Source organism: Lentzea albidocapillata, assembly GCF_000719115.1.
Classification (GTDB): Bacteria; Actinomycetota; Actinomycetes; order Mycobacteriales; family Pseudonocardiaceae; genus Lentzea; species Lentzea albidocapillata.
In genome coordinates this window covers 101,557-125,925 of sequence record NZ_JOEA01000020.1, presented here as the reverse complement: position 1 = coordinate 125,925, position 24,369 = coordinate 101,557, and the positions used below count along the sequence as shown (strand labels likewise).

Annotated in this window: 24 protein-coding genes and 1 pseudogene; 10 read left to right on the top strand and 15 right to left on the bottom strand. The window is 67.6% G+C overall.

Annotation, left to right across the window (positions count from 1 at the left end):
• Positions 1 to 114: 114 nt before the first annotated feature.
• The 5 genes and pseudogenes from rplI to IG04_RS44340 form a co-directional block, all read right to left on the bottom strand.
• A complete protein-coding gene (gene rplI, locus IG04_RS0130350; protein ID WP_030480166.1) occupies positions 115 to 570 on the bottom strand; it encodes a 50S ribosomal protein L9 in 456 nt (151 codons plus the stop codon).
• A 17-nt stretch (positions 571 to 587) separates the two neighbouring features.
• Positions 588 to 827 (bottom strand): 30S ribosomal protein S18, encoded by a 240-nt coding sequence (gene rpsR / locus IG04_RS0130345; protein WP_030480165.1) that lies wholly within the window; start codon positions 825 to 827, stop codon positions 588 to 590.
• Between the two features lie 93 nt (positions 828 to 920).
• Positions 921 to 1,154, bottom strand: a pseudogene (gene ssb, locus IG04_RS0130340) (single-stranded DNA-binding protein); the annotation flags it as partial.
• A gap of 29 nt (positions 1,155 to 1,183) precedes the next feature.
• On the bottom strand, positions 1,184 to 1,558 hold the full coding sequence (gene rpsF / locus IG04_RS0130335; protein ID WP_084401594.1) for a 30S ribosomal protein S6: 375 nt from the start codon (positions 1,556 to 1,558) through the stop codon (positions 1,184 to 1,186).
• A gap of 101 nt (positions 1,559 to 1,659) precedes the next feature.
• Positions 1,660 to 2,592, bottom strand: a complete 933-nt coding sequence (locus IG04_RS44340; RefSeq protein ID WP_051770975.1) for a hypothetical protein — start codon at positions 2,590 to 2,592, stop codon at positions 1,660 to 1,662.
• Positions 2,593 to 2,723: 131 nt separating this feature from the next.
• Between IG04_RS44340 and IG04_RS0130325 the strand changes: the two genes are divergently transcribed.
• From IG04_RS0130325 to IG04_RS0130315, 3 genes are read left to right on the top strand one after another with little or no spacing between them, the layout of a single operon-like run.
• Complete coding sequence (locus tag IG04_RS0130325; protein ID WP_030480161.1) at positions 2,724 to 3,494, top strand: deoxyribonuclease IV; 771 nt, start codon at positions 2,724 to 2,726, stop codon at positions 3,492 to 3,494.
• 23 nt (positions 3,495 to 3,517) lie between these two features.
• Positions 3,518 to 4,894 carry a glycosyltransferase family 87 protein gene (locus IG04_RS0130320; RefSeq protein ID WP_245816314.1) on the top strand — a complete coding sequence of 459 codons (1,377 nt, stop codon included), beginning with the start codon at positions 3,518 to 3,520 and terminating at the stop codon, positions 4,892 to 4,894.
• Between the two features lie 19 nt (positions 4,895 to 4,913).
• On the top strand, positions 4,914 to 5,921 hold the full coding sequence (locus IG04_RS0130315) for a GDSL-type esterase/lipase family protein (protein ID WP_144065422.1): 1,008 nt from the start codon (positions 4,914 to 4,916) through the stop codon (positions 5,919 to 5,921).
• Here IG04_RS0130315 and IG04_RS0130310 read toward each other — a convergent pair.
• The 5 genes from IG04_RS0130310 to IG04_RS0130290 form a co-directional block, all read right to left on the bottom strand.
• Positions 5,833 to 7,446 (bottom strand): glycosyltransferase family 87 protein, encoded by a 1,614-nt coding sequence (locus IG04_RS0130310; protein ID WP_030480158.1) that lies wholly within the window; start codon positions 7,444 to 7,446, stop codon positions 5,833 to 5,835. The genes IG04_RS0130315 and IG04_RS0130310 overlap by 89 nt on opposite strands.
• Positions 7,447 to 7,798: 352 nt before the next feature.
• Positions 7,799 to 8,509 (bottom strand): hypothetical protein, encoded by a 711-nt coding sequence (locus IG04_RS0130305; protein ID WP_144065421.1) that lies wholly within the window; start codon positions 8,507 to 8,509, stop codon positions 7,799 to 7,801.
• A gap of 33 nt (positions 8,510 to 8,542) precedes the next feature.
• On the bottom strand, positions 8,543 to 8,728 hold the full coding sequence (locus IG04_RS0130300; protein ID WP_030480156.1) for a hypothetical protein: 186 nt from the start codon (positions 8,726 to 8,728) through the stop codon (positions 8,543 to 8,545).
• Positions 8,729 to 8,786: 58 nt separating this feature from the next.
• Positions 8,787 to 11,291 carry a transglycosylase domain-containing protein gene (locus IG04_RS43030; RefSeq protein ID WP_157513021.1) on the bottom strand — a complete coding sequence of 835 codons (2,505 nt, stop codon included), beginning with the start codon at positions 11,289 to 11,291 and terminating at the stop codon, positions 8,787 to 8,789.
• Positions 11,292 to 11,638: 347 nt separating this feature from the next.
• Positions 11,639 to 12,037 (bottom strand): DUF5318 domain-containing protein, encoded by a 399-nt coding sequence (locus tag IG04_RS0130290; protein WP_030480154.1) that lies wholly within the window; start codon positions 12,035 to 12,037, stop codon positions 11,639 to 11,641.
• Between the two features lie 164 nt (positions 12,038 to 12,201).
• On the opposite strand from IG04_RS0130290, the gene IG04_RS0130285 reads away from it, so the two are divergent.
• Positions 12,202 to 12,738: a PadR family transcriptional regulator gene (locus IG04_RS0130285; protein ID WP_030480153.1), complete on the top strand. Its 537-nt coding sequence runs from the start codon at positions 12,202 to 12,204 to the stop codon at positions 12,736 to 12,738.
• A 31-nt stretch (positions 12,739 to 12,769) separates the two neighbouring features.
• The gene (locus tag IG04_RS0130280; protein ID WP_030480152.1) at positions 12,770 to 13,855 is read left to right on the top strand and encodes an inositol-3-phosphate synthase; all 1,086 of its coding nucleotides are present in this window, start codon (positions 12,770 to 12,772) and stop codon (positions 13,853 to 13,855) included.
• A 42-nt stretch (positions 13,856 to 13,897) separates the two neighbouring features.
• On the opposite strand, the gene IG04_RS0130275 is transcribed toward IG04_RS0130280, so the two are convergent.
• The 3 genes from IG04_RS0130275 to IG04_RS0130265 are packed head-to-tail and all read right to left on the bottom strand — an operon-like array spanning position 13,898 to position 16,234.
• Entirely contained in the window at positions 13,898 to 14,632 is a 735-nt protein-coding gene (locus tag IG04_RS0130275; protein ID WP_030480151.1) for an SDR family NAD(P)-dependent oxidoreductase, read from the bottom strand.
• 17 nt (positions 14,633 to 14,649) lie between these two features.
• Positions 14,650 to 15,339 carry a ComF family protein gene (locus IG04_RS0130270; protein ID WP_051770970.1) on the bottom strand — a complete coding sequence of 230 codons (690 nt, stop codon included), beginning with the start codon at positions 15,337 to 15,339 and terminating at the stop codon, positions 14,650 to 14,652.
• A gap of 1 nt (position 15,340) precedes the next feature.
• The gene (locus tag IG04_RS0130265) at positions 15,341 to 16,234 is read right to left on the bottom strand and encodes a DNA-processing protein DprA (protein WP_036016277.1); all 894 of its coding nucleotides are present in this window, start codon (positions 16,232 to 16,234) and stop codon (positions 15,341 to 15,343) included.
• 100 nt (positions 16,235 to 16,334) lie between these two features.
• Here IG04_RS0130265 and IG04_RS0130260 point away from each other — a divergent pair, with 100 nt between their 5' ends.
• The gene (locus tag IG04_RS0130260) at positions 16,335 to 16,916 is read left to right on the top strand and encodes a hypothetical protein (RefSeq protein WP_051770968.1); all 582 of its coding nucleotides are present in this window, start codon (positions 16,335 to 16,337) and stop codon (positions 16,914 to 16,916) included.
• Here the strand turns inward: IG04_RS0130260 and IG04_RS0130255 are convergent.
• Positions 16,865 to 17,494 carry an HAD family hydrolase gene (locus IG04_RS0130255; RefSeq protein ID WP_030480147.1) on the bottom strand — a complete coding sequence of 210 codons (630 nt, stop codon included), beginning with the start codon at positions 17,492 to 17,494 and terminating at the stop codon, positions 16,865 to 16,867. The two genes, IG04_RS0130260 and IG04_RS0130255, sit on opposite strands and share 52 nt — an antisense overlap.
• 20 nt (positions 17,495 to 17,514) lie before the next feature.
• On the opposite strand from IG04_RS0130255, the gene IG04_RS0130250 reads away from it, so the two are divergent.
• The 4 genes from IG04_RS0130250 (at position 17,515) to IG04_RS0130235 (ending at position 22,776) form a co-directional block, all read left to right on the top strand.
• A complete protein-coding gene (locus IG04_RS0130250) occupies positions 17,515 to 17,727 on the top strand; it encodes a hypothetical protein (protein ID WP_030480146.1) in 213 nt (70 codons plus the stop codon).
• A gap of 64 nt (positions 17,728 to 17,791) precedes the next feature.
• Entirely contained in the window at positions 17,792 to 19,804 is a 2,013-nt protein-coding gene (locus IG04_RS0130245) for a PhoX family protein (protein WP_030480145.1), read from the top strand.
• Positions 19,805 to 19,933: 129 nt separating this feature from the next.
• The gene (locus IG04_RS0130240) at positions 19,934 to 22,027 is read left to right on the top strand and encodes a PhoX family protein (RefSeq protein ID WP_030480144.1); all 2,094 of its coding nucleotides are present in this window, start codon (positions 19,934 to 19,936) and stop codon (positions 22,025 to 22,027) included.
• Positions 22,028 to 22,098: 71 nt separating this feature from the next.
• Positions 22,099 to 22,776 (top strand): SDR family oxidoreductase, encoded by a 678-nt coding sequence (locus IG04_RS0130235; protein WP_030480143.1) that lies wholly within the window; start codon positions 22,099 to 22,101, stop codon positions 22,774 to 22,776.
• A 105-nt stretch (positions 22,777 to 22,881) separates the two neighbouring features.
• Here IG04_RS0130235 and IG04_RS0130230 read toward each other — a convergent pair whose 3' ends face one another.
• Positions 22,882 to 24,189, bottom strand: coding sequence for an amidohydrolase family protein (locus IG04_RS0130230; RefSeq protein WP_030480142.1), 1,308 nt, complete (start codon positions 24,187 to 24,189; stop codon positions 22,882 to 22,884).
• Positions 24,190 to 24,369 lie beyond the last annotated feature (180 nt).

Sequence of the window (24,369 nt, the reverse complement as noted above, 5' to 3'; positions counted from 1 at the left end):
ACGAGCGAAAGCGCCACCCACCCGGAGCATTCCGGGTAGGCAGCGCTTCAGCAAACCGAACCGTAGGCGAACCCCACCAAAGAGTTGCTGGTCTCGCCTGACGAGATCGACGAACTACTGGGCGGAACCGGTGACCTCGAGCGGCAGGGCGACGGTGACCTCGGGGTGGAGGCGAACCGTGACCGAGTGCTTGCCGGTCGTCTTGATGTGACCCGGCAGCTCGATGGCGCGCTTGTCCAGGACCGGACCACCGGCGGACTTGACGGCAGCCGCCACGTCCGACGCGGTGACCGAGCCGAACAGCTTGCTGCTGCCGGCGGCGGCCTTGGCCTTGAGCGTCACGGAGAGACCCTCGAGCGCGGTCTTGATCTCCTTGGCGTGGTCCAGGTCGCGCACGCGGCGGGTGTCCTGCGCGCGGGTGATGACCTGGATCTGCTTCTGCGCGCCACGGGTCGCGACGATCGCGAGACCACGCGGGAGCAGGTAGTTGCGGCCGTAGCCGTCCTTGACCTCGACGATGTCGCCGGGAGCGCCAAGGCCGGAAACGTCAGCGGTGAGGATGAGCTTCATCGCAGTGTCTCCTTCTCTTAGCGAGCGGTCGAGGTGTAGGGCAGCAGGGCCATCTCACGGGCGTTCTTCACGGCAACAGCGACGTCGCGCTGGTGCTGCGAGCAGTTGCCGGTGACGCGGCGGGCACGGATCTTGCCGCGGTCGGAGATGAACTTGCGGAGCAGCGTCGTGTCCTTGTAGTCGATCAGCGACGCGCTCTTGTCCTTGCAGAAGGCGCAGACCTTCTTCTTGGGCTTGCGCACAGGCGGCTTGGCCATGTGTCTCTAACTCCTGAATACGCGATGAGTGAAGTACTGGATGACCGGTGCAGTCGGTCTAGAAGGGGGGCTCGTCGGCGAAACCACCGCTGGAACCGGTCGCGAACCGCGGGTGAGCGACTCGGCCACGTTCTCGGCGACCTGCCGCCACACGTTGCACCGCAGGAACAGCGCTTCGCCGTCCTTCCACTCGCCCGACTGCTTGTCGAACGTGCGGGGCGTGGAGGCGACCGTGAAGCTGGCCACCGCCGCACCGGACTGGGTAAAGCGCAGTTCGGGGTCGGCAGTCAGGTTCCCGACTACCGTGATCGTCGTCTCACCAGCCATGTCTTGGGAGCTCCCCTAGTCGAGGTTCGTCAGGCCCTGGCAGCGGCCCTGGCCGCCGACTTGGCCGACTTGGCGTCCGACTTGGCCGCAGCCTTGGCGGCCAACTTGGCAGCCTTGGCGGGCTCGCGGCGCAGGACCTTCGTCCGGAGCACCGTCTCCTGCAGACCGAGCTGGCGGTCCAGTTCCTTCACCGCGTCGGGCGTCGAGGTCAGGTCGAGCACCGCGTAGATGCCCTCGCTGCTCTTGTTGATCTCGAAGCTCAACCGGCGCTTGCCCCAAACCTCGACCTTCTCAACGTTTCCGCCCGTGGTGCGGATGACGTTGAGGAACGTGTCGAGCGACGGTGCGACAGTGCGCTCGTCGAGACTGGGGTCGAGGATGACCATCACTTCGTAATGACGCATGAGGACCACTCACCTCCTGTGGACTCGCGGCCACGGGCTTTCCGTGGCAGGAGGGTCGTCGCGTCAGCAACTGACAAAGGTTAACAGAGCGCGTCCGGCGACTACGCAGGGGTGCGGCGCAGCGCCCAGGTCCGCACCAGCGCACCCGTGACCAGGGCGAGCATCAACACCGCGACCAGCACCGGAGCGCCGACCCCGCCGGGACCGCTCAGCCTGGGCAACGCCGTGGCGCGACCGGCGGCCTGCACAGAGTCGCCCTCGACGCCGGTGCCGCTGGACGCGCGGGGTACCTGCGAGCCGTACCGCACACCGGGCGACGGCGAGTAGAGGCCGGGCATCGCGAACGGCAGCGAGCCGTAGCTGAACAGCGGCACGCGGCCGAAGTTCGAGCCGATCGGATAGAGCGAGAAGTCGCGGTTGCTGGGGGCACCGGCGCCCACCCCGGGAACGCCAGGCTGGGTGCCCGGCTGCGTGCCGGGGTTGGTCCCGGGCTGCGGCTGGGGCTGCTGACCAGGCGGTTTCGGTGCACCGGGAATCGCACCGACGGCCTGCTGCGAGGCGTCCGCGACGGCCTTGGCGCCGTCCTGGACGGGTGCGACGGCCTTGTTGACGCCGACCACCGTCACCTGGCAGCCCTGCGTCAGCGTCGTGCGCACGGTCTTGTCGAGCGTGCCGAGGATCGGCCCGAGCAGCGGGATCTTGTTCACCTCGGCCATCACGGCGTTGGCGATCGTGCCGCCGCCGATGGTCGTCGTGCCGACCTGCACCGCGCCGATCGGCATGGGCTTGACCTGCGCGAACGCCTGCTTGAACGGTTCGGCGAGCGGCGGCCCGAGCAACGGGACGGCGCGCACGAGGTCCGTGATCGGCTGCGTCACGGCGGCCGGACTCAGAGAGACGGGGGTGCCGGGCGCGCCCTGCACGGTGGTGGCACAACTGCCGGCCACGATCGGATCAGCCGCGTGCGCGACCCCGCCCACCGAAGCGGACGCCAGGGCCAGCAGCGCCGTGGCGGCAGCGCTCAACAGCCTCATGCGAACCCCTTTCCTACTCTCTAGTAACGACCGTAGGTCCTGGTGGTGACGTAAACCATCCCCAGTTTTTCCAATTACTCCTATCGGCGGCGGCTGCGATGGCGTTATGGGCGCCGACTACCCTCGTGCGTATGCGCATCGGGGCCCATGTACGCGACGACGACCCGGTCGGCGCCGCGGCCGAACGCGGGGCTGAGGTCGTCCAGTTCTTCATGTCGGATCCCCAGGGGTGGAAGAAGCCCCAACCCCATCCGCAGACGGAGGCCCTGCTCGCCTCCGACCTGGACGTGTTCATCCACGCCCCGTACATGATCAACGTCGCGTCGCTGAACAACAAGATCCGGATTCCGTCCAGGAAGAACGTGATCCAGCACGCGGAGGCAGCCGCGACCGTGGGCGCCAAGGGCCTGATCGTGCACGGCGGTCACGTCACCAAGGGCGAGGACCCGGCGGAGGGGTTCGCGAACTGGCGCAAGTTCTTCGAGCGCCAGGTCGCCGACGGCGGCTTCGCGGTCCCGGTCCTGATCGAGAACACCGCGGGCGGCGACGGCGCCATGGCCCGCACGTTCGACTCCCTCAAACTGCTCTGGGACGCGGTCGGCGAGTTCGGCGCGGGCTTCTGCCTCGACACCTGCCACGCGTTCGCCGCCGGTGAGGACCTGGTCGGCATCGTCGACCGGGTGAAAGCGATCACCGGCCGGATCGACCTCGTGCACCTCAACAGCTCGCGCGACGAGTTCGGTTCCTCGCGCGATCGGCACGACAACATCAAGACTGGCACCATCGACGCCGACCAGCTGGCAGCCGTGGTCGCCACCGCCGGATGCCCCGTCGTGGTGGAGACTCCCGACGAGGGCCAGGCCGACGACATCGCCTTCCTGCGCGACCGCGCCGGCCGGTGAACACCGTGCACGAGGTGGTGAGCGTGACGCCCGAGCGAGGCGACGCCGGGCGTTTCGTGAACCGCTTCGGCAGCGCTGCCGCCGCCGTGCTCGTGCTGTTGTGCGGGCTCACGCTGCTGCTGGGCTTCGTCAACAAGGACCGCTGCACCGGTCCCGCGTTCGACCAGTGGGGCCGCACGCAGCCCGACTACGACGAGCGCAACAAGCAGGACGTCTGCTACTCCGACATCCAGCACCTCTGGATCGGGCGTGACATCGACCGGCACGTCTTCCCGTACGTCGACGGCAACATCAACGACAAGGGCGTCCTCATCGGGGGCTCGGTCGAGTACCCGGTGCTGTCCGGCCTGCTCATCTGGGCGGGTGCGATCTTCGCGCACAACGACGCGGAGTACCTGCTCTACTCGTCGCTGCTGATGGCGCCGTTCGGCCTGCTCACGGGCTACATGCTGGGCAAGCTGGCCCGCTGGCGCGCGTTGCTGTGGGCGATCGGTCCACCGCTGATCCTTTACGCGTTCCACAACTGGGACCTGCCCGTCGTCCTGTGCTCGGTCGCCGCGGTCTTCGTGGTGCACCGCTGGAACCGGCCACTGGTCGAGAGAGCCATGGTCGCGTCCGTGCTGCTCGGGCTCGGGTTCGCGTTCAAGGTCTACCCGGCGGCCTTCGTGCTGCCGCTGATGCTCTTCGTCGCCACCGGCGGCTGGCGCGGCCAGGAGATGCCGACCGGCAAGAAGACCGACGTGGCGGGCGCGGTCAAGGTCGGGCTCGCGTCGATCGTCACGGTCGTGCTGGTCAACCTGCCGTTCGCGATCGCGGGCTACGACGGCTGGGCGGCGTCGTTCGAGTTCCAGCAGCTGCGCCGGGTCGACATCACCACGAACTCGATCTGGTACTGGGGCCTGCGGCCGTTCATCGGCGACGACGCGATGCAGTCGCTGGTCGGCGTCATCTCGCCGATCACGATCCTGCTCTCGTTCGGCATCGCGGCCGGCTACGGCTGGATGCGGTTCCGGCGCGAGGGCAGCTACCCGTGGATCGCGGTGTCCGGCGCGATGCTGTGCGGCTTCATGCTGCTGCACAAGGTCCACTCGCCGCAGTACACGCTGTGGCTGGTGCCGTTCCTCGTGCTGCTGCGTGTGCGGCTGGTGTGGGCCTTCGCCTACTTCGTGGTCGACCTGGCCATGGGCATCGGCATCTTCCGCTGGTTCTGGGCGATCGAGTTCGGTCAGCCGGCCGGGATCTACGACAGCTTCTCCGCGCAGGCCGTGATGATCGGCGTGTGGGGCCGGGCCGCGTTGCTCGTGGCGCTGTTCGTCGTGTTCCTCAAGGCCAGGGACGTCACCGAGGATGATCAAGAAGACCTGAAGTTCATCCGCGGGGCTGTAGCAACGAGGGCCTGATCCGCCGCAGACTTCACCCGTGAGGGTGATCATCGTGCTGGCGTTGCTGCTGGCCTGCGGTGCCTCCGGCGTGCCCGTGCGCTCGGAGGTGATCCGCTGGCTGCCCGTGTGGCAGGCCGTGCCTACGTTGTCGGGTTCGGTGCCGGACCAGAGCGTGCGCACGACGGTCGACCTCGCGGCGGGCGGCACCTCGGTCCGGGTGCGCCTGTCGAACCTGATGGGCATCAAGCCGGTCCGCGTCGAGCAGGTCACCGTCACCGCGAACGGCGAGACGCGGCGACTCACGTTCGACAGGTCCGAAGGTGTCACGATCAGGGCCCGCGCCGAGGTCTACAGCGACGCCGTGCGGCTCGACGTCACCAAGACGCTGGAGATCAGCACGTACGCCCCGGCCGGCACGCCTTGCCAGGCCCGCGCGCATCGCACGATCACGTCCACGCGCGACCAGATCTGCCTCGTCTCGGCCGTCGAGGTCGCGGGCTTCACCGCGCCGGGTGCGGTCGTGATGTTCGGCGACTCGATCACCGAGGGGTTCCACGAGAACACCTGGCCGTCGTTGGTGCAGAGCGACTACGCGGTCCTGAACGCGGGCATCAGCGGCAACGGCGTGGTGCTGGGCAACGCACCGATGATCACGCGCGTGTACCGGGACGTCCTGTTCAGCAACGAGGTCCGCAAGGTCGTGCTGCTAGGCGGCATCAACGACATCCAGAGCGGCGTCAGCGCCGAGGAGGTCATCGCGGGCATCCGCACCGTTCAGCTGCGATGCCGCAACGAGGGCGTGGAGTTCCACGTCGGCACCATCACGCCGTGGCGCGGCTGGCACGCGTGGACCGAGGAGAAGGAACAGCAGCGCCAGAAGGTGAACGCGTGGATCCGCGCCACCTTCCGCGATGCCATCGACTTCGACGAGGCCGTGCGCGACCCCGCCGATCCGCTCAGACTGCGTCCGGAGTTCGACTCCGGTGATCACCTGCATCCGAACGGGAACGCATTCGGTGCGATGGCGCGCCTCGTGCGGGTGTGACGAGCGGCCGGTCCGGCGCGTCGGCCAGCACGCCCGCCAGCGGGTCGTCGCCCGCCAGCCGCACGAGATCGCGCTCCGGGTGGTAGATCTCCTTGAGGATCATCACGCACAGCCCGACGACGGCAGCGTCACGCAACAGCACGGCGCCGAGGAACCAGTCGATCGGCAGGCCCTTGTTGTCCGTGCCGAGGTAGAAGTACATGCGCGGCACCCACACCAGCGCGTCGACCGTCATCCACGCCAGCAGCAGCTTCCAGCGCGGCAACGCCAGCACGGCCAGCGGCACCAGCCACAGCGAGTACTGAGGGCTCCACACCTTGTTCGTCAGCAGGAACGCCGCCACGACCAGGAACCCGAGCTGCGCGAGCCGTGGCCTCGTCGGTGCCGAGAGGGCCACGTAGGCGATGCCGGCGCAACAGACGAGGAACAGCACCATGCTGACCGTGTTGAGGACCGTCGGTGGTTGTCCCTGCGTCAGCCCGGGGTCGAAGCCCTGCCACCCCGTCCACTGCACGAGCACGTTGTAGAGCGTGTCCGGGTCCGCGTTGCGTTCGGTGTTGAGGCGGAAGAACTCACGCCACCCCGTCTGCGAAGCCGGGTTCAATGCGATCGGCGCGTTGACGAGCGCCCACGCGCCTATGGCCGCGGCCGTGGTGGTGAGGCCGACCTTGATCCTCTTGGACCGCCAGCACAACAACAGCAACGGCCCGAGCAGGAACAACGGATAGAGCTTCGCCGCACCACCGAGCCCCAGCAACACCCCTGCGAGCACGGGCTTCTTCCGCGCCCACGCCAGCAGGCCCGCCGTCGCGAACGCCGTCGCGATCGTGTCGAAGTTGGTGAACGCATGAACGATGACCAGCGGTGACACAGCCACGATCGCCGCGTCCCACGTCCTGCGCCGCGCGATCCGGGCGACCGAGAACACCGTCACCAGCCACGCCACGGCCAGCCAGAACGCCGTGACGTTGAAGAACACGATCACCGTCATCGGCAGCCCCGGCACGAGCGCCACGAGCCCCTGCGCCACACGCGCGTTGAGCCACATGAACACGCCGGTGACCACGGGGTACTCCATGTACCGGACCTGCTCGGTCGGCTTGCCCTCGTCGTCCTTCCACGACGTGATGTACGGGAAGGAACCGCGTTGGTCGAGCCGTTCCGCGGTGTAGAGCGGCACCGTGTCGGAGTAGCAGAGCGCGGTGAACTGCTTGCTGCCCCGCCAGTCGAGCTGCACGACGCCCTTGTCATCCGTGTACTGCTGGATGCACGGCGACTTCTGCACCCATCCCAGCAGCAACGTGACCACGGCGAGCATCAGGACCACCCGCAGCGCCGTCCAGAAGTAGTTCCGGCCGACCTGCGCGTGCTCGCCGAGCGGACCGCCGAACGGTCTGCTCAGGCCGCGGGCGAGGGACTCGGTCCACGTGGGTGCGACGCGTTCTTCACGGGTGAGCGAGTCGGTTTCCTCGGCGAGGTCCGTCTCGGAGGCCTCGGCGGGACGCTCGGCAGGGCTGCTGGGCACGGGGCGGATGTTACGGCCAAGACCGTTTCGCCGTGGTCAATCGGTCTGTAGTTGTCTTTGGCTGCTGCCAGTTATGCTCGGGAACGTCCGCCCGTTGCTGCTGCGTGACCGGTCGTGGTTTGGTGTTTGGTCCGTTTGCCCTCGACGTTCAGTGCAGGTCTGAGTGCGGCGACCGTAGTCATTCCCGGCAGGAGTGTGAGCACTGTTGTATGCAAAGCTGATCTCTGGTCTATCTTCTGAATGCTTTTCTTTAATTGCTCAATTGTCGTGCGTATACCACCGGGCTTGTGGCCGCACATGCTTCGTGTGACCACAAGGCGGCATCTAGGTGTGAGAAATTGCCAGGCTGCGACTAGCGAGCAACGGAGACGCGGAACATCTCAATTCTATCGTTAAACAAGTCGCCGGTGTACCAAACGTCGCCATTGACTCGCCACGACCCGCTGGAATCGTCGCCAGACACGTCCCAGGCAACAGTCGTGTGGCAGGGTGACCAAACCCGCCAGGACGAGATCCTGTTACGCCACTGAAATTGGTCGCCATTCATGTACGTCCTGTAACCGTCGACGTCACAGGGACCAGCGTAGCCGTACCACGCGTGCCAACCTGCAGCGGTGTTGTATCCGGCGTTGTCGTACCAAGTCATCAGGCCCTCTGCGCCTGCCGCAACCGCTTCGGCCTTCGCTGCCTTGAGCTTGACGGTGTCGGGCTTGAAGTCGCATGTAACCTTCGCTGCCTGACCAGCGTCCGTGGTGGTCACGCTGATGCAAAAGTCGTCGGCGGGTCCGGCGCTGGCCGGCGTCGAGGACCCGAACATGAGCGTGCATCCGAGCAGTGCGAATACAGCCTTCTTCGCAGTTCTCCCAGAAAGTGTGGATTCATCGTGTTCCTGTCCTTGTCTTCGGGCAGGAAAGAGCGGCCTGCGGGTTGACGCAGGCGTCGTGATGTGAACAGAAGTACGATCGTTTTGGAAAACGATAAAGAATGATTGCTGAAACTCAGCGAGTTGCTCTTCGAGACGCCCCCAGTGGACATCTGCGCCGTAGCGGGTCCCCACCCCCACGCATATCGATTGAAGCGGTTGCCCAGTGCTGAGTCAAGCGCTCTGGTTGTCGATCTTTAGCCGCCACTCGGATTGCGGCCCGGTGTTCGGGTTCTCGGGGTCGTTGCTCGGGCCCGCGTGCTCGCCGTACGGTCTGCTCAGGCCCCAGGCGAGGGACTCGGCCCACGTGGGTGCGACGCGTTCTTCACGGGTGACCGACCGTTTCGCCGTGGTCAACATCCCAGGTACCGCACAAAGCGAAGGAGCCCGGTGCGTGTGCACCGGGCTCCTTCACGAGTCAGCCGTCTCCTGGACTGCCGCCCCTGGGGCGGCCGCTGGTCGACGGATCGGGATCATCGGACGGATCGGGGCAGTTGATGCCCGGGATGCAACCGGGGTTCGGGGGCTTCGTCTGCGACGGCTTGGTCGATGCCGAGGTCTGCGACGGCGGGTTGTTGGTCGACGGGTTGGTGCTGCTGGCCGGGGTCGACGGCGGGTCGGACTTGCGCGGCGGGTTGAAGTTGCCCAGCGGGACCGGCTTCGGGAACGCTTCCTTCTGTGCGCCCGCGAGTGCCCCGTCCATGAACTTCTTCCACATCAGGCCGGGCAGGCCGGAGCCGAAGACGGCCTTGCCGCTCTTGTCCTTGATGGCCACGTTGCCCTGGTCCTTGCCGACCCACACGGAGGCGGACAACTGCGGCGTGTAGCCGACCATCCAGGCCTTCGAGTTCTGGTCGAGGCTGCCCGCGAGCTCGTGGGTACCGGTCTTGCCGGCGCACGGGCGGCCGCCGGCGCACGCGATCGGCCCTGACGGGATGTCCTTCAGCGTCTCAGTGACGTTGTCCGCGATGTCGCGGCTCTTCGTCTCGACCGGGTCGAACGCCGGCACCGGCTGGTCGACGTGCTGGTAGAGGACGTCACCGGTGGGGCCCACGATCTTCGTGACGAAGAACGGAGCCCGGTACACGCCGCGGGCCGCGAACGTCGCGAAGGCCGAGGCCATGTCGAACGGCCGCACCTGGGCGTTGTCGGCGCCGATCGAGATACCGGCGTTCGGTGCGCCGCCACCTTCACCGACCAATGTCTGCTTGTCCTGGCCGCCGACCCGGACGACCTTCGGGATGCCGGCCGCGTGTGCCGCCTCCGCCACGGCCTTGGGGCCGGTGTCGTTCGCCACCATGTCGTAGAACACGGTGTTGAGGGACTCCTTCATGGCCTGCTTGATCGTGCACTGCTTGCCGCACTGGGTGTTGCTCGCGTTGCGGATCTCGACGCCGGCGATTTTCCGCGGGGTGGCGTCGTAGGTGTCGCCGATGCCCTTGCCCATCTTCAGGGCGGCCACCAGGTCGAACGGCTTGAACGACGAGCCGGCCTCCTGGATCGTGCCCTTGGCGTAGTCGATGCCCTTGAGGCCGTCCTTGCCCGGGTAGTAGGCCCTGACGGCGCCGGACTGCGGCTCGATCGCGCTGAGCGAGGTGCGCAGCTCCGGGTCCTGGCCTGCCATCACCGAGTTCACGGCGTCGAGCGCGGCCTGCTGCATCTTCGGGTCGATCGTCGTGGTGACGGTGACGCCGACCTTCTGCGCCTTCTCCATCGTGAGGCCGACGAGCTCACTGTCGATCTCGTTCTGGACCTGCTGGCTCACGCGGGCGAGCGGGCCATCGAGGCTCGCGGGCTGCGTCTGCTCGAACGGCAGCGGCGTCGGGTACTGGCGGGCGTCGTAGTCGGCCTGGCTGATCCATCCCTTCTGAAGCATCTGCTTCATCACGAATTCCCAGCGCTTCTTCGCGTGCACCTCGTCCTCGGACCAGGAGGGGATCTGGATCATGCCTGCGATGAAAGCGGCCTCGGAAGGAGTGAGGGCCTTCATCTCCTTGTCGTAGTAGACCTGCGCCGCGGCCTTCATGCCGTTCGCGCCACGACCGAAGTACACCGTGTTCATGTACGCGGTGAGGATCGTCGGGTGGTCCGACTCGTTGCTCATCTTGTAGGCCTTGACGAGCTCGGTGAACTTACGAGTCAGCGTCGCTTCCTCGTTGCCGGTCGCCTTCTTGATGTACTGCTGCGTCAGACCGGAACCACCGGAGCTGCCGCCGGTCGCCTGGATCCAGACGGCGCGGGCGATGGCCTTGACGTCGAAGCCGGGGTTGTCGAAGAAGTCCGCGTCCTCCGCCGCCATGACCGCGTTCTTGACGGTGTCCGGGAGCTCGTCGTAGGTGAGCAGCGTGCGGTTCTGACCGGGTGAGGTGATCTTGCCCATCTCGGTGCCGTCCGAGTAGAGCAGGGTGATCGTCTTGTCCTGATCTGCCGCGATGTCGCTCGGCCGGGGCCAGTCGACGAGCGGGTACGCGACCGCGATGGCGATCACCGGGCCCAGGATCATCAGGCCGATCGAGACGAAAGCGGCGATCCGGACGCGCTTCCAGATCTTCTTCTTACGCAGACGACGCTCCTCCTCTTCGGTGAGCTCCGGCTCGTCGTCGTACTCGTACTCGTCGTAATCGTCGCCGACACCGGCCATGAGGAACTCGTCGTCAGGCTCGCGGTGGGTGATGAGTTCGGGCTCGCGCTGCGTGGGCCGGTTGACCGGCGGCATCTGCGTGGTGCGATCTTCACCGGGGCCGCGCGGGGGCACGCCGGGACGGCCGGGGCCGCCAGGGCCACCCTGCGGTCCACCGGGGCCGGCCGGTCCACCGGGGCGACGGGCGCCGGGAGGCGGGGCGATGGGCATGCCGCCGGGAGGCGTCGGAGGACGGTTGCCCGGACCACCGGGACCGCCCTGGGGCCCACCGGGACCGCTCATGGGGCCCTGCGGACGTCCTGGCCCACCCTGCGGTCCGCCAGGCCCACCCTGCGGACCGCCTGGTCCGTTCGGGCGGCGTGGGGGCTGCTGCTGTGGGAAACCACCAGGTGGCGTGCCACCCTGAGGAGGGCGCGCGAAACCACCGGGCGGGGTACCCGGACGTGGCTGATTCGGGACATCGCGCCTCGCGCCGCCGCCGTCCGGGTCGTCCCCGGTCGGCCACTGCGGCTCGCCTCCGCGCTGCCGGTCATCATGCTGGTCGTTCACGTGAAAAGGCCTCCCAGACCGGCGTGCAACAGCACACGGTTCGGTGGTCGTACTTCATTCGGAGCAGTGTCACCTGTGGATCATTCAGCCGCAGTCCTCCTGCGTGGCTTTTCCAGCCCACGCTTCCCCAGGACGTATGACTGCACAAGGTGGTTCCAACTGCACGTGCGACAAACTTCAACTAGGTACACGGAGAACTCGTCGAAGAGGTTCGCCATCTTCACCAGTTCTTCAGGAGTCCGCGCTGAGCCGGCCGCGTGCTTGAGCTCGTCACCGTAGACCCATGACACGTGCGTGAGCGGTTCCTTGCGGCACACCGGGCAGGGCACGTCGGTCGCCGTCCCGTGGAACTTCGCAGCTCGCAGCAGGTACGGGTTCGCGTCGCAGACCTCCATGGTGCCCGTGCGACCGGCATAGACCTCCGCCAGCAGCGCACGCCGCTGCAGCGAGTAGTCCACCACCTGCCGTTGGGTCAACACGTGACCAGAGTACGTGCCGGGCGCTTTTCGATGATGGGCCGTTCAGGGCAGCGGGCCCCGACGCGGTATCACGGTGTGCCACATCCCACAGTTACAAGGAGCCATCGATGTATCGAGCCGATATACTCACCTCACCTATCGGTGCAGGTGCGAGGAGGTGACTCGTGTTCGAGTTCGCGCTGCTCGGCCTGCTGCACGAGGCGCCCATGCACGGCTACGAGCTGCGCAAGCGTTTGCATGACCTGCTCGGAGCGTTTCGCGCGTTCTCCTACGGGTCGCTGTACCCAACATTGCGGCGGCTCCAACGTGCGGGCCTGATCGTGGAGGAGGGGCCGGAGGAATCGGCTCTTTCTTGGGGACGTCGGGCGCGCAAGGTCTACAAGCTGACGCCGGAGGGCAAGGAGCGGTTCGCCGATCTCCTGGCCAACGCGGGTCCGCAGACCTGGGACGACGACTCGTTCGGAGTCCACCTGGCGTTCTTCTCGCGCACGCCGGCCGACGTCAGGATGCGCATCCTGGAGGGCCGCCGGCGGTGTGTCGAAGAACGCAGGGAAGGGCTTCGCGAGCGGCTCACGCGCACGGGTGAGCAGATCGACCGCTACACCCGTGAGCTGCACAGCCAAGGCCTGGAAAGCACGGAGCGCGAGGTGCGGTGGCTCAACGAGCTCATCGCGCACGAGAAGTCCGAGCAGGACGAGTAGCACTTCACTGTTGATCAAGGAGGACTCGGCAATGGGCGAAAACCGCCGCACCGTTCGAGTGGCCATCGTCGGGGTTGGTAACTGCGCGGCGTCGCTGGTGCAGGGCGTCCACTACTACCGGGACGCCGACCCGAGCACCCGCGTGCCCGGTCTCATGCACGTGCAGTTCGGTGACTACCACGTGCGCGATGTCGAGTTCGTCGCCGCGTTCGACGTGGACGCGAAGAAGGTCGGGGTCGACCTCGCCGAGGCCATCGGGGCCAGCGAGAACAACACGATCAAGATCGCGGACGTGCCGCCGCTCGGCGTCGTCGTGCAGCGCGGGCACACCTACGACGGCCTCGGGAAGTTCTACCGGGAGACGATCGAGGAGTCCGACTTCGAGCCGGTCGACGTCGTCGCGGCGTTGCGCGAGGCCGAGGCCGACGTGCTGGTCTCGTACCTGCCCGTGGGTTCCGAGGACGCGGACCGCTTCTACGCCCAGTGCGCCATCGACGCCGGTGTGGCGTTCGTCAACGCCCTGCCCGTCTTCATCGCGTCGGACCCGGAGTGGGCGGAGAAGTTCCGCGCGGCCGGCGTCCCGATCGTCGGTGACGACATCAAGTCCCAGGTCGGCGCCACCATCACGCACCGCGTGCTGGCGAAGCTGTTCGAGGACCGCGGCGTCCAGCTCGACCGCACCATGCAGCTGAACGTGGGCGGCAACATGGACTTCCTGAACATGAAGGAACTGGAGCGCCTGGAGTCCAAGAAGGTCTCCAAGACCCAGGCCGTCACGTCCCAGGTGGACCGCGAGATGGGCAAGCGCAACGTCCACATCGGACCGTCGGACTACGTGGCGTGGCTCGACGACCGCAAGTGGGCCTACGTGCGCCTGGAAGGCCGCGCCTTCGGCGACGTGCCGCTGAACCTCGAGTACAAGCTGGAGGTCTGGGACTCCCCGAACTCCGCGGGCATCATCATCGACGCGGTACGCGCGGCGAAGATCGCCCTCGACCGGGGTATCGGCGGCCCGATCCTCTCGGCGTCGTCGTACTTCATGAAGTCCCCGCCCGTGCAGTACTCGGACTCCGAGGCGCACGAGGCCGTCGAGAAGTTCATTCGCGGCGAGATCTGATGCAGTGAAGGGCCGCTCTCCTCGTGAGAGCGGCCTTTCCCTTCACCGCTTCGAGAGCCGCAGCTTCTGCCAGCTGCCGTCCGCGGTCCACCCGCCGTCGACGGGCAGCGCGACGCCGTTGATGTACCTGGAGTTGTCGCCAGCCAGGAACCGCACGGCCTGCGCGATGTCATCGGGCGCCGCGAACCGGTTCATGGGCACGTGGTCCGTGATGTCCTCATCGACGTAGTACCCGCCGGCCTGCGACTCGACGTCCATCTCCGTCTTGACCCACCCGGGACACACGGCGTTGACCCTGATCCCCCGCCCGCCCCACTCCACGGCGAGCGTGCGCGTCAACCCGATCAGCCCGTGCTTCGTCGTGTTGTACGCGGCCCGGTCCGCCACCCCTTGCAGCCCGGCGACGGACGCGATGTTGACGACGCTGCCGCTGCCCTGGTCGAGCATGATCCTTCCCAGCGCCTGCGTCAGCAGGAACGGCCCGGTCAGGTTGACCGCCATGATCCGTTCCCACTGCTCCAGGCTCGTGTCCTCGAACGGCACGATGCCGGCGATCCCCGCGTTGTTGACCAACACGTCCACCCGGCCGTAGGTGGCTTGGACGTGCTCGGTCAGGCGCTGGACGTCCGCGGCGCTCGCCACGTTGCCGACGATCCCGTCCTTGCTCTCCTGCAGGTCGAAGCCGACGACGGCGAACCCGTCCTCGCGCAGCACGTCGGCGATCCGCAGCCCCATGCCCTGCGCCGTGCCCGTGACCACGGCAACTCGTTGCGTCATGGGGGCCACGCTAGGCATCAGGCGCGCTGACAGACAACGCAGTCGTCCCAGTCGAACGTGCCGGGCGATCCCGCATCGACTCGTCGGCCGATCACGAGTCCGGCGACTCGTGCTGCTCCTGCGCGTTTGAGGGCGATGGCTGACGACTGGAGGCTGGCTCCCGACGTCCACTGGTCGTCGATCACCAGGACCCGCCTGCCTTCGACCTCGGAGTGAACGACGTACTCGTCCGGACGCAGCAGCCGGCTGTTGCCGCCAGAAGTGCTGAGCACCTGGGCGAAGTGAGCGCGGGTGACGCCGAGACGTCGTCCGAGGATGTCGACGAGCGGATGGCCGTCTGCCCGTTGCCTCGTGCTCGGTACGACCGTCACGAGGTCGAACTCGCCGGGGCAGCGTCGGTGTCTGGCCAGGAAGGTCGCGAGGACGCCGGCGAGTTCGTTGGTGAACTGCTTCCGCACGCCTGGGAACCTGCTGTTCTTGTAGTTGCCCAGCACGTGGACCAGCTGACTGCCTTCCACCGCCATCGAGATCGGCAGGACCTCGTCGGCCAACTCGGCGCCGTGGGACTGGAAGTGCTGGTTGCACTGCCAGCACCGGCGAAATCCTCCGGTAGCCCTGCGGCAGACCTCGCACACGTCCGGCCCACGTACTGGTGGCGGAACGAGGATGTTGAGGTAGCTCTCGGAGATGCGGCTGAGCGGGCTCACGTCAGAGGTCGATCAGGTCCGGGACTCCGGCGTGCAGCTCGTCCAGCACGCGCAGCAGGTGGTCGGGATCTTCCAGGACAGTCGTGTTCGGTCGTTCGGACATCTCACGGCCCCACGTCGTGCCGGACACGACCTCGGGCAGCAGGAAGACATGTCGGCCGTGCTCCAGCGCGAGCCGTGCCTGGATGCGGGTGCCGCTGTGTTCGCCCGCTTCCACGACGACGGTCGCGACACTGCAGCCGCTCATGACGGCGTTGCGCATCGGGAAGTGGTGCTTGGCGGGACCCGCGTCCGGCCAGAACTGGGACAGCACCGCACCTGTCCTGGCGATCTCCTGCTGGAGGTCCGCGTTCTCCGCCGGGTAGCAGCGACGCAGACCCGTGCCGACCACGGAGACAGTTCGGCCTCCGGCATCCACGACGGCACGGTGCGCGGCCGTGTCGACGCCTGCGGCCAGGCCGCTGAAGACGGTGATGTCGTGCTTGGTCAGCGTTGTCGCGATCTCGCGCGTGATCCGGAGTCCTCGCGCGCTCGCGTGCCTGCTGCCGACGACCGCGACGCCGAACTGGTCAGCGGGGTCCAGGAAGCCCTTGCACGTCAGGAAAGGCGGGCGCTGGTGCACCATGAGCAACTGGACCGGGTACTCCTCGTCGAGCACGGTGACGAGGTGGATGCCCTCGTCCGCCCAGGACGCGATCTCCTTCTCGGCCAGTTCCAGTCGGCCGGTCACGTCGGGAGCGACGTGGTCCAGCGTCGGCTGGGCGGGCGTGAGCAGTGACTCCAGCACGGACAGGGCGGAGCCCGCGTCCTCCACGGCGCTCGTGACGTCGGCCCAGCCGCGCTCGCTGTCGCGAAGTGCGAGCAGGAGCGCTGCCTGTTCACGCCGGTTCACCACTGCCACATCCTATCGAACACAGGTTCGACCTGCTCGGCCGAATCGCCTGAAAGTGGGCGAGTCTAGCTGGGAAAGCAGTGATCACCGCTAGGTTCGGCCGGTGCGCACGCTGCTCGTCGCCCTCCCCGGCCTGGTCCTCGCCGGCATCGGCCTGACCCACCCGCACCACCTGGACGCGTCGACCGCGCAGTGGTGGCAGGACATGCACATCATCCTGGCGGTGATCTTCCCGCTTCTCGGTGCCGCGCAATGGGTCCTGCTGGCCGACGCCCCCAGGTACGTCCGCTACCCAGCCCGCGCCGCGACCTTCGGCTACGTCGTCTTCTACGGCGCGCTGGACGCGCTGGCGGGTATCGGCGGCGGGGCGATGACGCTGGCCAACGGCGGTCGCACCAGTGCCGACGAGCCGCTGTTCAAGATCGGCAACCAGCTCGGAACCGTTGGCGCGTGGTGCTTTTTCGCGGCCAGCGCTGCGATCGTGGTGTGCGCGCTGCTCAAGCATCACCTCAAGGCGATCCCAGGCGCTGTGTTCCTGCTGCTGGGCAGCTACCTGTTCCTCAGCAGCCACATCTACTGGCCGAAGGGCGTCATCGCCTGCGCCTGCATTGCGATCGGCATGGCCGCGATCAGCTACGCCAGCGCGTCCGGCAGGTCGGTGATCGAGGACAGCACCCGCACCTGAGCCAGCACGTCCTCGGCGGGCGGGAAGTGCGGGTTCGGCACGGCGAGCACGGTCATGCCCGCTGCCAGGGCCGCCTTCAGGCCGTTGGTCGAATCCTCGACGGCGTAGCAAGAAGACGCTGCGAACCCGAGTCGCGAAGCCGCCAGCAGGTACACGTCCGGTGACGGCTTGCCCGCGGCGCACTCTTCCGACGACACCGCGACAGGCACCGGCAGGCCGGTCACCTCCAGGAACACCTTGATCAGCACCGCGGGCGCCGACGACGCGATGGCCACCGGGTAGCGCGACGAGACGAGACGTACCGTCTCGGTGGCGCCCGGGATCAGCGGCAGGTGCGCGGCGTAGGCCTTCTTCATCTCGGCGATCACGCCGGCGGACGCCTCGGCGGGCGAGAGCCGGACGCCGACGGCCGACACGAGGTACTCGGCCCACTCCGGCGTCGACATCCCCTGCATGGCGCGGGTCGCCTCGGCGGTCCACACCCCGCCGTGAGCGGCGGCGAAGGACTGGCGCACCTCGTCCCACACCTGCTCTGAGTCGATCAGCACGCCGTCGAGGTCGAAGATCACCGCATCCACGTGGTGAACGGTACCTTTTCATGGGGATCAGCCTGCTCGACCCGCTGAAGGCCCTCCGGAACCCCGTTCTGCTCCGCACGTCGATCGGAGCGGCGCTCTACACGGCCGCGTTCTTCACAGTTCTCGCCGCGGTCCTCTGCGTCGTCGCCGCCGGTCTGCTGACGCTCAACTGGACGGACACAAGGGACGTTCCGTCCGAAGCTGTCCTCGCGGGTGAACAACTTGTGGGTTAACAAAGCATGAACGGAAGCCTACGGTCGGTGCTGGTTCCCGCACCGACCGTAGGAGGCCACCACCATGATCCCTCTGCCACTCGTCAACCACCGCGTCGGCAGAGCGGCGGTGACATGCGAGTACCGCTGCGGGGACGCGTGCTTCCACGAGGTCCCGAACACCTCGGACAACCCCTACTTCGGCGATCTGGTCAGCCGCCGCACCGCGCTCAAGGCGGGTGCGGTCGTCGCGGCGGCGGCCACCATCGCCACGCCGGCGACAACAGCAGCCGCCGCCGAACCCCAGGGCCGCCCACCCAGGGGACTCGACTTCAAGCCCGTCGCGGTCAACACCAAGGACGAGGTCGTCGTCCCCGAGGGGTACGAGCAGGGGATCGTGATCCGCTGGGGCGACCCGCTCTTCCCCGGCGTCCCCGAGTTCGACTTCGACAACCAGACCGCGGCGAAGCAGGCCAAGCAGTTCGGCTTCAACTGCGACTTCGCCGCGATCCTGCCGCTGGACCCGTTGGAACTGACCGGGATCATGGTCACGAACCACGAGTACACCAGCGAGTCGTTCATGTTCCGCGGCTACAACTCCGCGAACCCCACCGAGGAACAGGTGAAGATCGCCTGGGCCGCGCACGGCCTGTCGGTGTTCATGATCAAGCGATCGCTGTTCTCCGGGCATTACAAGGCGAAGTTCAGCAGGTACAACCGCCGCATCACCCTGCACACGCCGTTCGAGGTGCGCGGACCGGCAGCGGGCAGCGACCTGCTGAAAACCTCTGTGGACCCCACGGGCCGCAAGGTCCTGGGCACGATCAACAACTGCGCCGGTGGCGTCACGCCGTGGGGCACGATCCTGTCCGGCGAGGAGAACTTCAACCAGTACTTCGCCAACGCCGCCGGCCGCAACGACCCGAGGCTCACGAGGTACGGCGTCAACGGCACGGCGACCACGCGCAAGTGGGAGCGCTTCGACAAGCGCTGGGACCTCGCCCAGGAACCCAACGAGGTCAACAGGTTCGGCTGGGTGATCGAGCTCGACCCCAACGACCCGGACTCGACCCCGGTCAAGCACACGCACCTCGGCCGGTTCAAGCACGAGACCGCGAACGTGCGCGTCGCCGACGACGGCCGGGTGGTCGCGTACTCCGGTGACGACGAGCGGTTCGAGTACATCTACAAGTACATCTCGAACGGCAAGGTCAAGCGCGGCAACAGCAAGGCGGCGCGCCGTCACAACATGACGCTGCTCGACGACGGCACGCTCTACGTCGCGCGGTTCAAGGGCGACAGCCCGGCGTCCGAGATCGACGGCACCGGAAAGCTGCCCAGTGACGGGAAGTTCGACGGCTCCGGCGAGTGGATCCCGCTGGCGGCGGGCACGAAGTCCTTCGTGCCCGGTATGACCGCGGAAGAGGTGTACGTCTTCACGCGCCTCGCGGCGGACAAGGTCGGCGCGACCAAGATGGACCGTCCCGAGGACATCGAGACGCACCCGCGCACCGGCACGGTCTACTGCGCGCTGAGCAACAACAGCGAGCGCGGCAACACCGGCAAGGAAGGTGCGACCGAGCCGAACCCGCGCGTGAAGAACCGGCACGGCCAGGTGCTGGAGCTGACCGAACGGCGCGGCGACGCGCTCGCGCTCACGTTCAACTGGAACCTGTTCCTCGTCTGCGGTGACCCGGCGGACCCGAACACCTACTTCGGCGGCTACGACAAGTCCAAGGTCAGCCCCATCTCCAGCCCGGACAACGTGGCGTTCGACCGCCACGGCAACCTGTGGATCTCCACGGACTCGGGCGGTGCGCTCAACGGGCTGAACGACGGCCTGTACGGCGTTCCACTGGACGGGCGTGAACGCGGGCACCTGAAGCTGTTCCTCACGGTGCCGGCCGGTGGTGAGACGTGTGGTCCGGTGATCGGCGAGCGAGTGATCACCGTGTGCGTGCAGCACCCCGGCGAGGTGGACGGCGCGAGTGCCGACAACCCGGCTTCGAACTGGCCGGACGGAGGTAAGTCGCAACCTCGTGCGTCGGTCGTCGCGGTGTGGCGCAAGGGCCGTCGTCAGCTGGGTGAAATCGGTTGATCACCCTGCGTGCTGTGATCGTTGCGGTGTAGTACGAGTTCGCCCGCCGTTCATCTTGTGGACGGCTGGCGAACTCGTTCGGCTCTTAGGTTCGGCCAGTTCCCACACTGACCGATCTCGGAGGCCTGCGTGTCCTCACCCACCGATCCGGGCCGTCGCCTGCTGCCCCTGCTCACGGCCAACCACCCGCTCGGGCGCCAGGCCGTCACCTGCCAGTACCGCTGCGGCAACGCGTGTTCGCACGAGGCTCCCAACACCTCGGCCAACGCGTACTTCGGCGACGTCGTCAAGGAGGTCGTGAGCCGCCGCGGCATACTGAAGGCCGGCGCCGTCGTCGCGGCCGCGGGCGCCGGCGCGCTCGCGTTCTCCGGTACCGCCGCCGCCGCTCCGGTCGACGTTGACCTCGACCTCGACCTCGGCCTCAAGTTCGGCCGCGACCGTGACGGACTCAACTTCGAGCCGGTGCAGCCCAACACCCTCGACGCGGTCGTCGTGCCGAAGGGCTACCAGCAGGACGTCGTCATCCGCTGGGGCGACGCGGTGCTGTCGGACGCGCCGAAGTTCGACTTCGACAACCAGACCGCCGCCGCCCAGGCGAAGCAGTTCGGTTACAACAACGACTTCTGCGGTCTCGTTCCGCTGCCCGGCTGGAACCGCTGGCTCATGGTGAGCAACCACGAGTACTCGTCCGAAGAGTTCATGTTCAAGAACTGGGACGCGAACAACCCGACCGAGGAGCAGGTCAAGATCGCGTGGGCCGCGCACGGCCTTTCGGTCGTGCAGGTCGAGCGCGACCACCGCAGCGGCAAGCTGGTGGTGTCGAAGGACAAGCGCCGCTACAACCGCCGTATCACGCTCACCACGCCGTTCGAGATGCGTGGTCCGGCCGCCGACTCGAAGTACCTCAAGACGTCGGCCGACCCGAGCGGCAAGGTCGTGCTGGGCACGCAGAACAACTGCGCGGGCGGCGTCACGCCGTGGGGCACGATCCTGTCCGGCGAGGAGAACTTCAACCAGTACTTCGCGAACGGCGACCTGGTGACCGACGCGACCGCCAAGGCGCGCAACGCGCGTTACGGCATCAGGGGCACGGCATCGACGCGTAAGTGGGAGCGGTTCGACAAGCGCTTCGATCTCACGCAGGAGCCCAACGAGGCCAACCGCTTCGGCTGGGTCGTCGAGATCGACCCACTCGACCCGACGTCGACGCCGGTCAAGCACACCGCGCTCGGTCGCTTCAAGCACGAGGGCGCGAACGTCATCGTCGCTCGCAACGGTCGCGTTGTCGCGTACATGGGTGACGATGAGCGCTTCGACTACATGTACAAGTTCGTCACCGACGAGTGCTACATGCCGGGTAGCTCGAAGCGCGCACGCGAGCACAACAAGCGCCTGCTCGACTCGGGCACGCTCTACGTCGCGAAGTTCACCGGTGACAGTCCGGCCTCCGAGATCGACGGGACCGGCAAGCTGCCGTCGGACGGTGAGTTCGACGGCTCAGGTCAGTGGATTCCACTGGCGCACAACGACAGGTCGTTCGTGCCCGGCTTCACCGCCGAAGAGGTCTACATCTTCACGCGCCTCGCCGCCGACAAGGTCAGCCCCACGAAGATGGACCGGCCGGAGGACGTCGAGCCGTCGCTGAGGAACCGCCGCGTCTACGCGGCGCTCACCAACAACACCGACCGCGGCAAGCCCGGCAAGGAAGGCGCCACCGAGGTCAGCCCGCGGCTCGGCAACAAGCACGGTCACGTGTTGGAGCTCGAGGAGCGCCACAGTGACAACACGGCGACCACGTTCTCGTGGAAGCTGCTGCTGGTGTGCGGTGACCCCAACGACCCCGGCACCTACTTCGGCGGGTACGACAAGGGGCAGGTCAGCCCGATCTCCTGCCCGGACAACGTCGCGTTCGACTCGCGGGGCAACCTGTGGATCTCCACCGACGGCAACGCCCTGAAGTCCAACGACGGCATCTTCGCTGTGCCGGTCGAGGGCAGGCACCGCGGTTTCGTGAAGCAGTTCCTCACCGTGCCGATCGGTGGCGAAGCCTGCGGCCCGGTCATCGAGGACGACTTCGTGCTGGTGTCCGTGCAGCACCCCGGCGAGATCGACGGCGCCTCGGCCAACAACCCGCTGTCGCACTGGCCGGACGGTGGCACCTCGCAGCCGCGTCCGTCGGTCGCGGTGGTGTGGCGCAAGGACCGTCGCAAGATCTGCGACTGATCTTGTCAGCCGGTGCAGCCGTCCGTCCGTGTGACGGGTGGCTGCACCCACCGGGGCACTATGGTCGCCCCATGAGTGATCGTCCGGTCGCCCTCGTCACCGGGGCATCCAGCGGAATGGGCTCGGCCATCGCCAGAAATCTGGCCACAACTCACGACCTGCTGCTAGGCGGCCGCGACGAGACGTCGCTGTCGGTGCTGGCCGCCGAACTCCCCGGCGCGCAGGCGTGGCCGTTCGACCTGACGAACGTCGCCAGTGCCGACGTGGCCGCCGTCTCGCGCCTCGACGTGATCGTCCACAGCGCCGGCATCGCCCTGCTCGGCCCGCTGGCCGAGGCCTCCCAGGACGACTGGCGCCGCACGTTCGACGTGAACGTCTTCGCGGTGGCCGAACTGACCAACCTCGTCCTGCCGCAGCTGCGCGCCGCCTCCGGCCACGTCGTGCTCATCAACTCCGGCGCCGGCCTGGCCGCGAACCCCGGCTGGGGCGTCTACGCGGCCTCGAAGTTCGCTCTGCGCGCCTACGCCGACGCCCTGCGCGGCGACGAGCCGTCGTTGCGGGTGACCACGGTCTACCCCGGCCGCACGGCCACGCCGATGCAGCAGGACGTGCGGCGCCAGGAGGGTGGCGAGTACGACCCGTCGAAGTACATCGACCCGGCCTCGATCGGGCGGGCGGTGGCGTCGGCCGTGCTGGCGACGCCCGACGCCCACATCACCGAGATCAACGTGCGGTCGCGGCCGCACTAGTGGCGTGGCCCGGAACGTTGCCGGGGGAATTCGCGGTCAGACGGGCGAGGCGCCCTGCTGAGCGTGGATTACCTCGCCAACGTTCCGGGTCGCGCCACTAGGTGGCTAGACGCTGCGCAGTCGCCGTGCCACCGCGGCGACTCCGGCCTGCGCCTCGTGCCGATCCACCCGAGTCGACTCCCCACCTGCGACGACGTGGTCACCGGCGACCCACACGTCGGTGACCCGGCGCGACCCGGACCCCCAGACGAGGTTCGCCAGCAGCTGCGAGTCCGGCGCGTCCAGCCCGGTCGCGAACGCCGGGTCGTCGGCGGCGACGTGCACGACATCGCCCCAGCGACCGGCCTCCAGCGCGCCGATGTCGTCGCGGCCCAGCGCGTCGGCCCCGCCCCGAGTGGCCATCAGCAACGCCTGCGCGGCCCCGAGCACCGTCGCGTCCATCTTGGAGACGCGGGCGAGCAGGCCGGCCAGCCGCGCTTCCTCCAGCAGGTCCAGGTCGTCGTTGGACGCGGGCCCGTCGGTGCCCAGCCCGACCGCCACGCCCGCGGCCAGCAGTTCGGGCACCCGCGCGATGCCCGAAGCGAGCTTCGTGTTGGAGCCGGGGCAGTGCGCGACGCCGACGCCGTACGCCGCGTACAGGGCGATGTCGTCGTCGGACAGGTGCACGGAGTGCGCGGACAACACCCGTCCGCCCAGCACGTCCGAAGCCTTCATCAGGGCCGGCACGGACCCGAACTCGGTGCGGGCGGCCTCGTCCTCGAACGGCGACTCGGCCACGTGCACCATGAACAGCGCCCCACGGGCCCGCGCCTCAAGAGCGATCGACGTGAGCTGAGGAGCCGACAGCGTGTAGGCGGAGTGCGGCCCGTAGGCCAGCTCGACCCGCTCACCAGGCCCGAACCGCAGCCCGTCGGCGTCGATCCACGCGGAGATCTCGTCGGTCAGCGACTTCCAGTCCATGCCCGGCACGTCGAGGATCGCCCCGCCGAACACCACCCGTGACCCGGCGGCCAGGACGGCCTCCGTCAGTTCGCGGCCGTGGAAGTACATCTCGGCGGAGGTGGTGACGCCGTGCCGCAGCATCTCGACGGCGCCGAGCAACATGCCGGTGCCGATGTCGGCGGGCGTCATCTGCGCCTCGTTCGGCCACATCTGCTCCTGCAGCCACCGCAGCAGCGGCAGGTCGGAGCCCAGGCCGCGCAGCACCGTCATCGGGCTGTGCGCGTGGGTGTTCACGAGGCCGGGCATCAGGATCCCCGACAGCGCGCGGACCTCGCCGTCGAAGGCGGGGGCATCGGAGATGGCACCCACGTAGGTGATCCGGCCGTCGACGACGTCCACGACCGCGTCGCGCAACACGGCGCAGGACGGGTCGCAGGGCAGGACCACCGGGGCGTGCAGACGCAGTGACATGCGAAGAATCCTGCCACTGTGATGCCGGTCACAAGCATGCATGCATCCGGACGCGGTGGGCATCCTCGCTGTGTCGGGCGCGGGCCGACCCCCAGGGTCCGCCCCGGCCTAAAACTTCTCCCCGACCAAAGGGCTCGTCACGCGTGATGCGACGGGCCCTTTGTGCATCCGCAGAAGCCC

Bases quoted from the DNA above. Each gene is read 5' to 3' on its own strand.
- IG04_RS0130300 (WP_030480156.1), bottom strand. From the start codon at position 8,728: ATGTTGACCACGGCGAAACGGTCGGTCACCCGTGAAGAACGCGTCGCA.
- IG04_RS0130245 (WP_030480145.1), top strand. From the start codon at position 17,792: ATGATCCCTCTGCCACTCGTCAACCACCGCGTCGGCAGAGCGGCGGTG.
- IG04_RS0130235 (WP_030480143.1), top strand. From the start codon at position 22,099: ATGAGTGATCGTCCGGTCGCCCTCGTCACCGGGGCATCCAGCGGAATG.
- IG04_RS43030 (WP_157513021.1), bottom strand. From the start codon at position 11,291: ATGAGCGGTCCCGGTGGGCCCCAGGGCGGTCCCGGTGGTCCGGGCAAC.
- IG04_RS0130280 (WP_030480152.1), top strand. From the start codon at position 12,770: ATGGGCGAAAACCGCCGCACCGTTCGAGTGGCCATCGTCGGGGTTGGT.
- rplI (WP_030480166.1), bottom strand. From the start codon at position 570: ATGAAGCTCATCCTCACCGCTGACGTTTCCGGCCTTGGCGCTCCCGGC.
- IG04_RS0130325 (WP_030480161.1), top strand. From the start codon at position 2,724: ATGCGCATCGGGGCCCATGTACGCGACGACGACCCGGTCGGCGCCGCG.
- IG04_RS44340 (WP_051770975.1), bottom strand. From the start codon at position 2,592: ATGAGGCTGTTGAGCGCTGCCGCCACGGCGCTGCTGGCCCTGGCGTCC.
- IG04_RS0130250 (WP_030480146.1), top strand. From the start codon at position 17,515: ATGGGGATCAGCCTGCTCGACCCGCTGAAGGCCCTCCGGAACCCCGTT.
- rpsR (WP_030480165.1), bottom strand. From the start codon at position 827: ATGGCCAAGCCGCCTGTGCGCAAGCCCAAGAAGAAGGTCTGCGCCTTC.
- IG04_RS0130230 (WP_030480142.1), bottom strand. From the start codon at position 24,189: ATGTCACTGCGTCTGCACGCCCCGGTGGTCCTGCCCTGCGACCCGTCC.
- rpsF (WP_084401594.1), bottom strand. From the start codon at position 1,558: ATGCGTCATTACGAAGTGATGGTCATCCTCGACCCCAGTCTCGACGAG.
- IG04_RS0130275 (WP_030480151.1), bottom strand. From the start codon at position 14,632: ATGACGCAACGAGTTGCCGTGGTCACGGGCACGGCGCAGGGCATGGGG.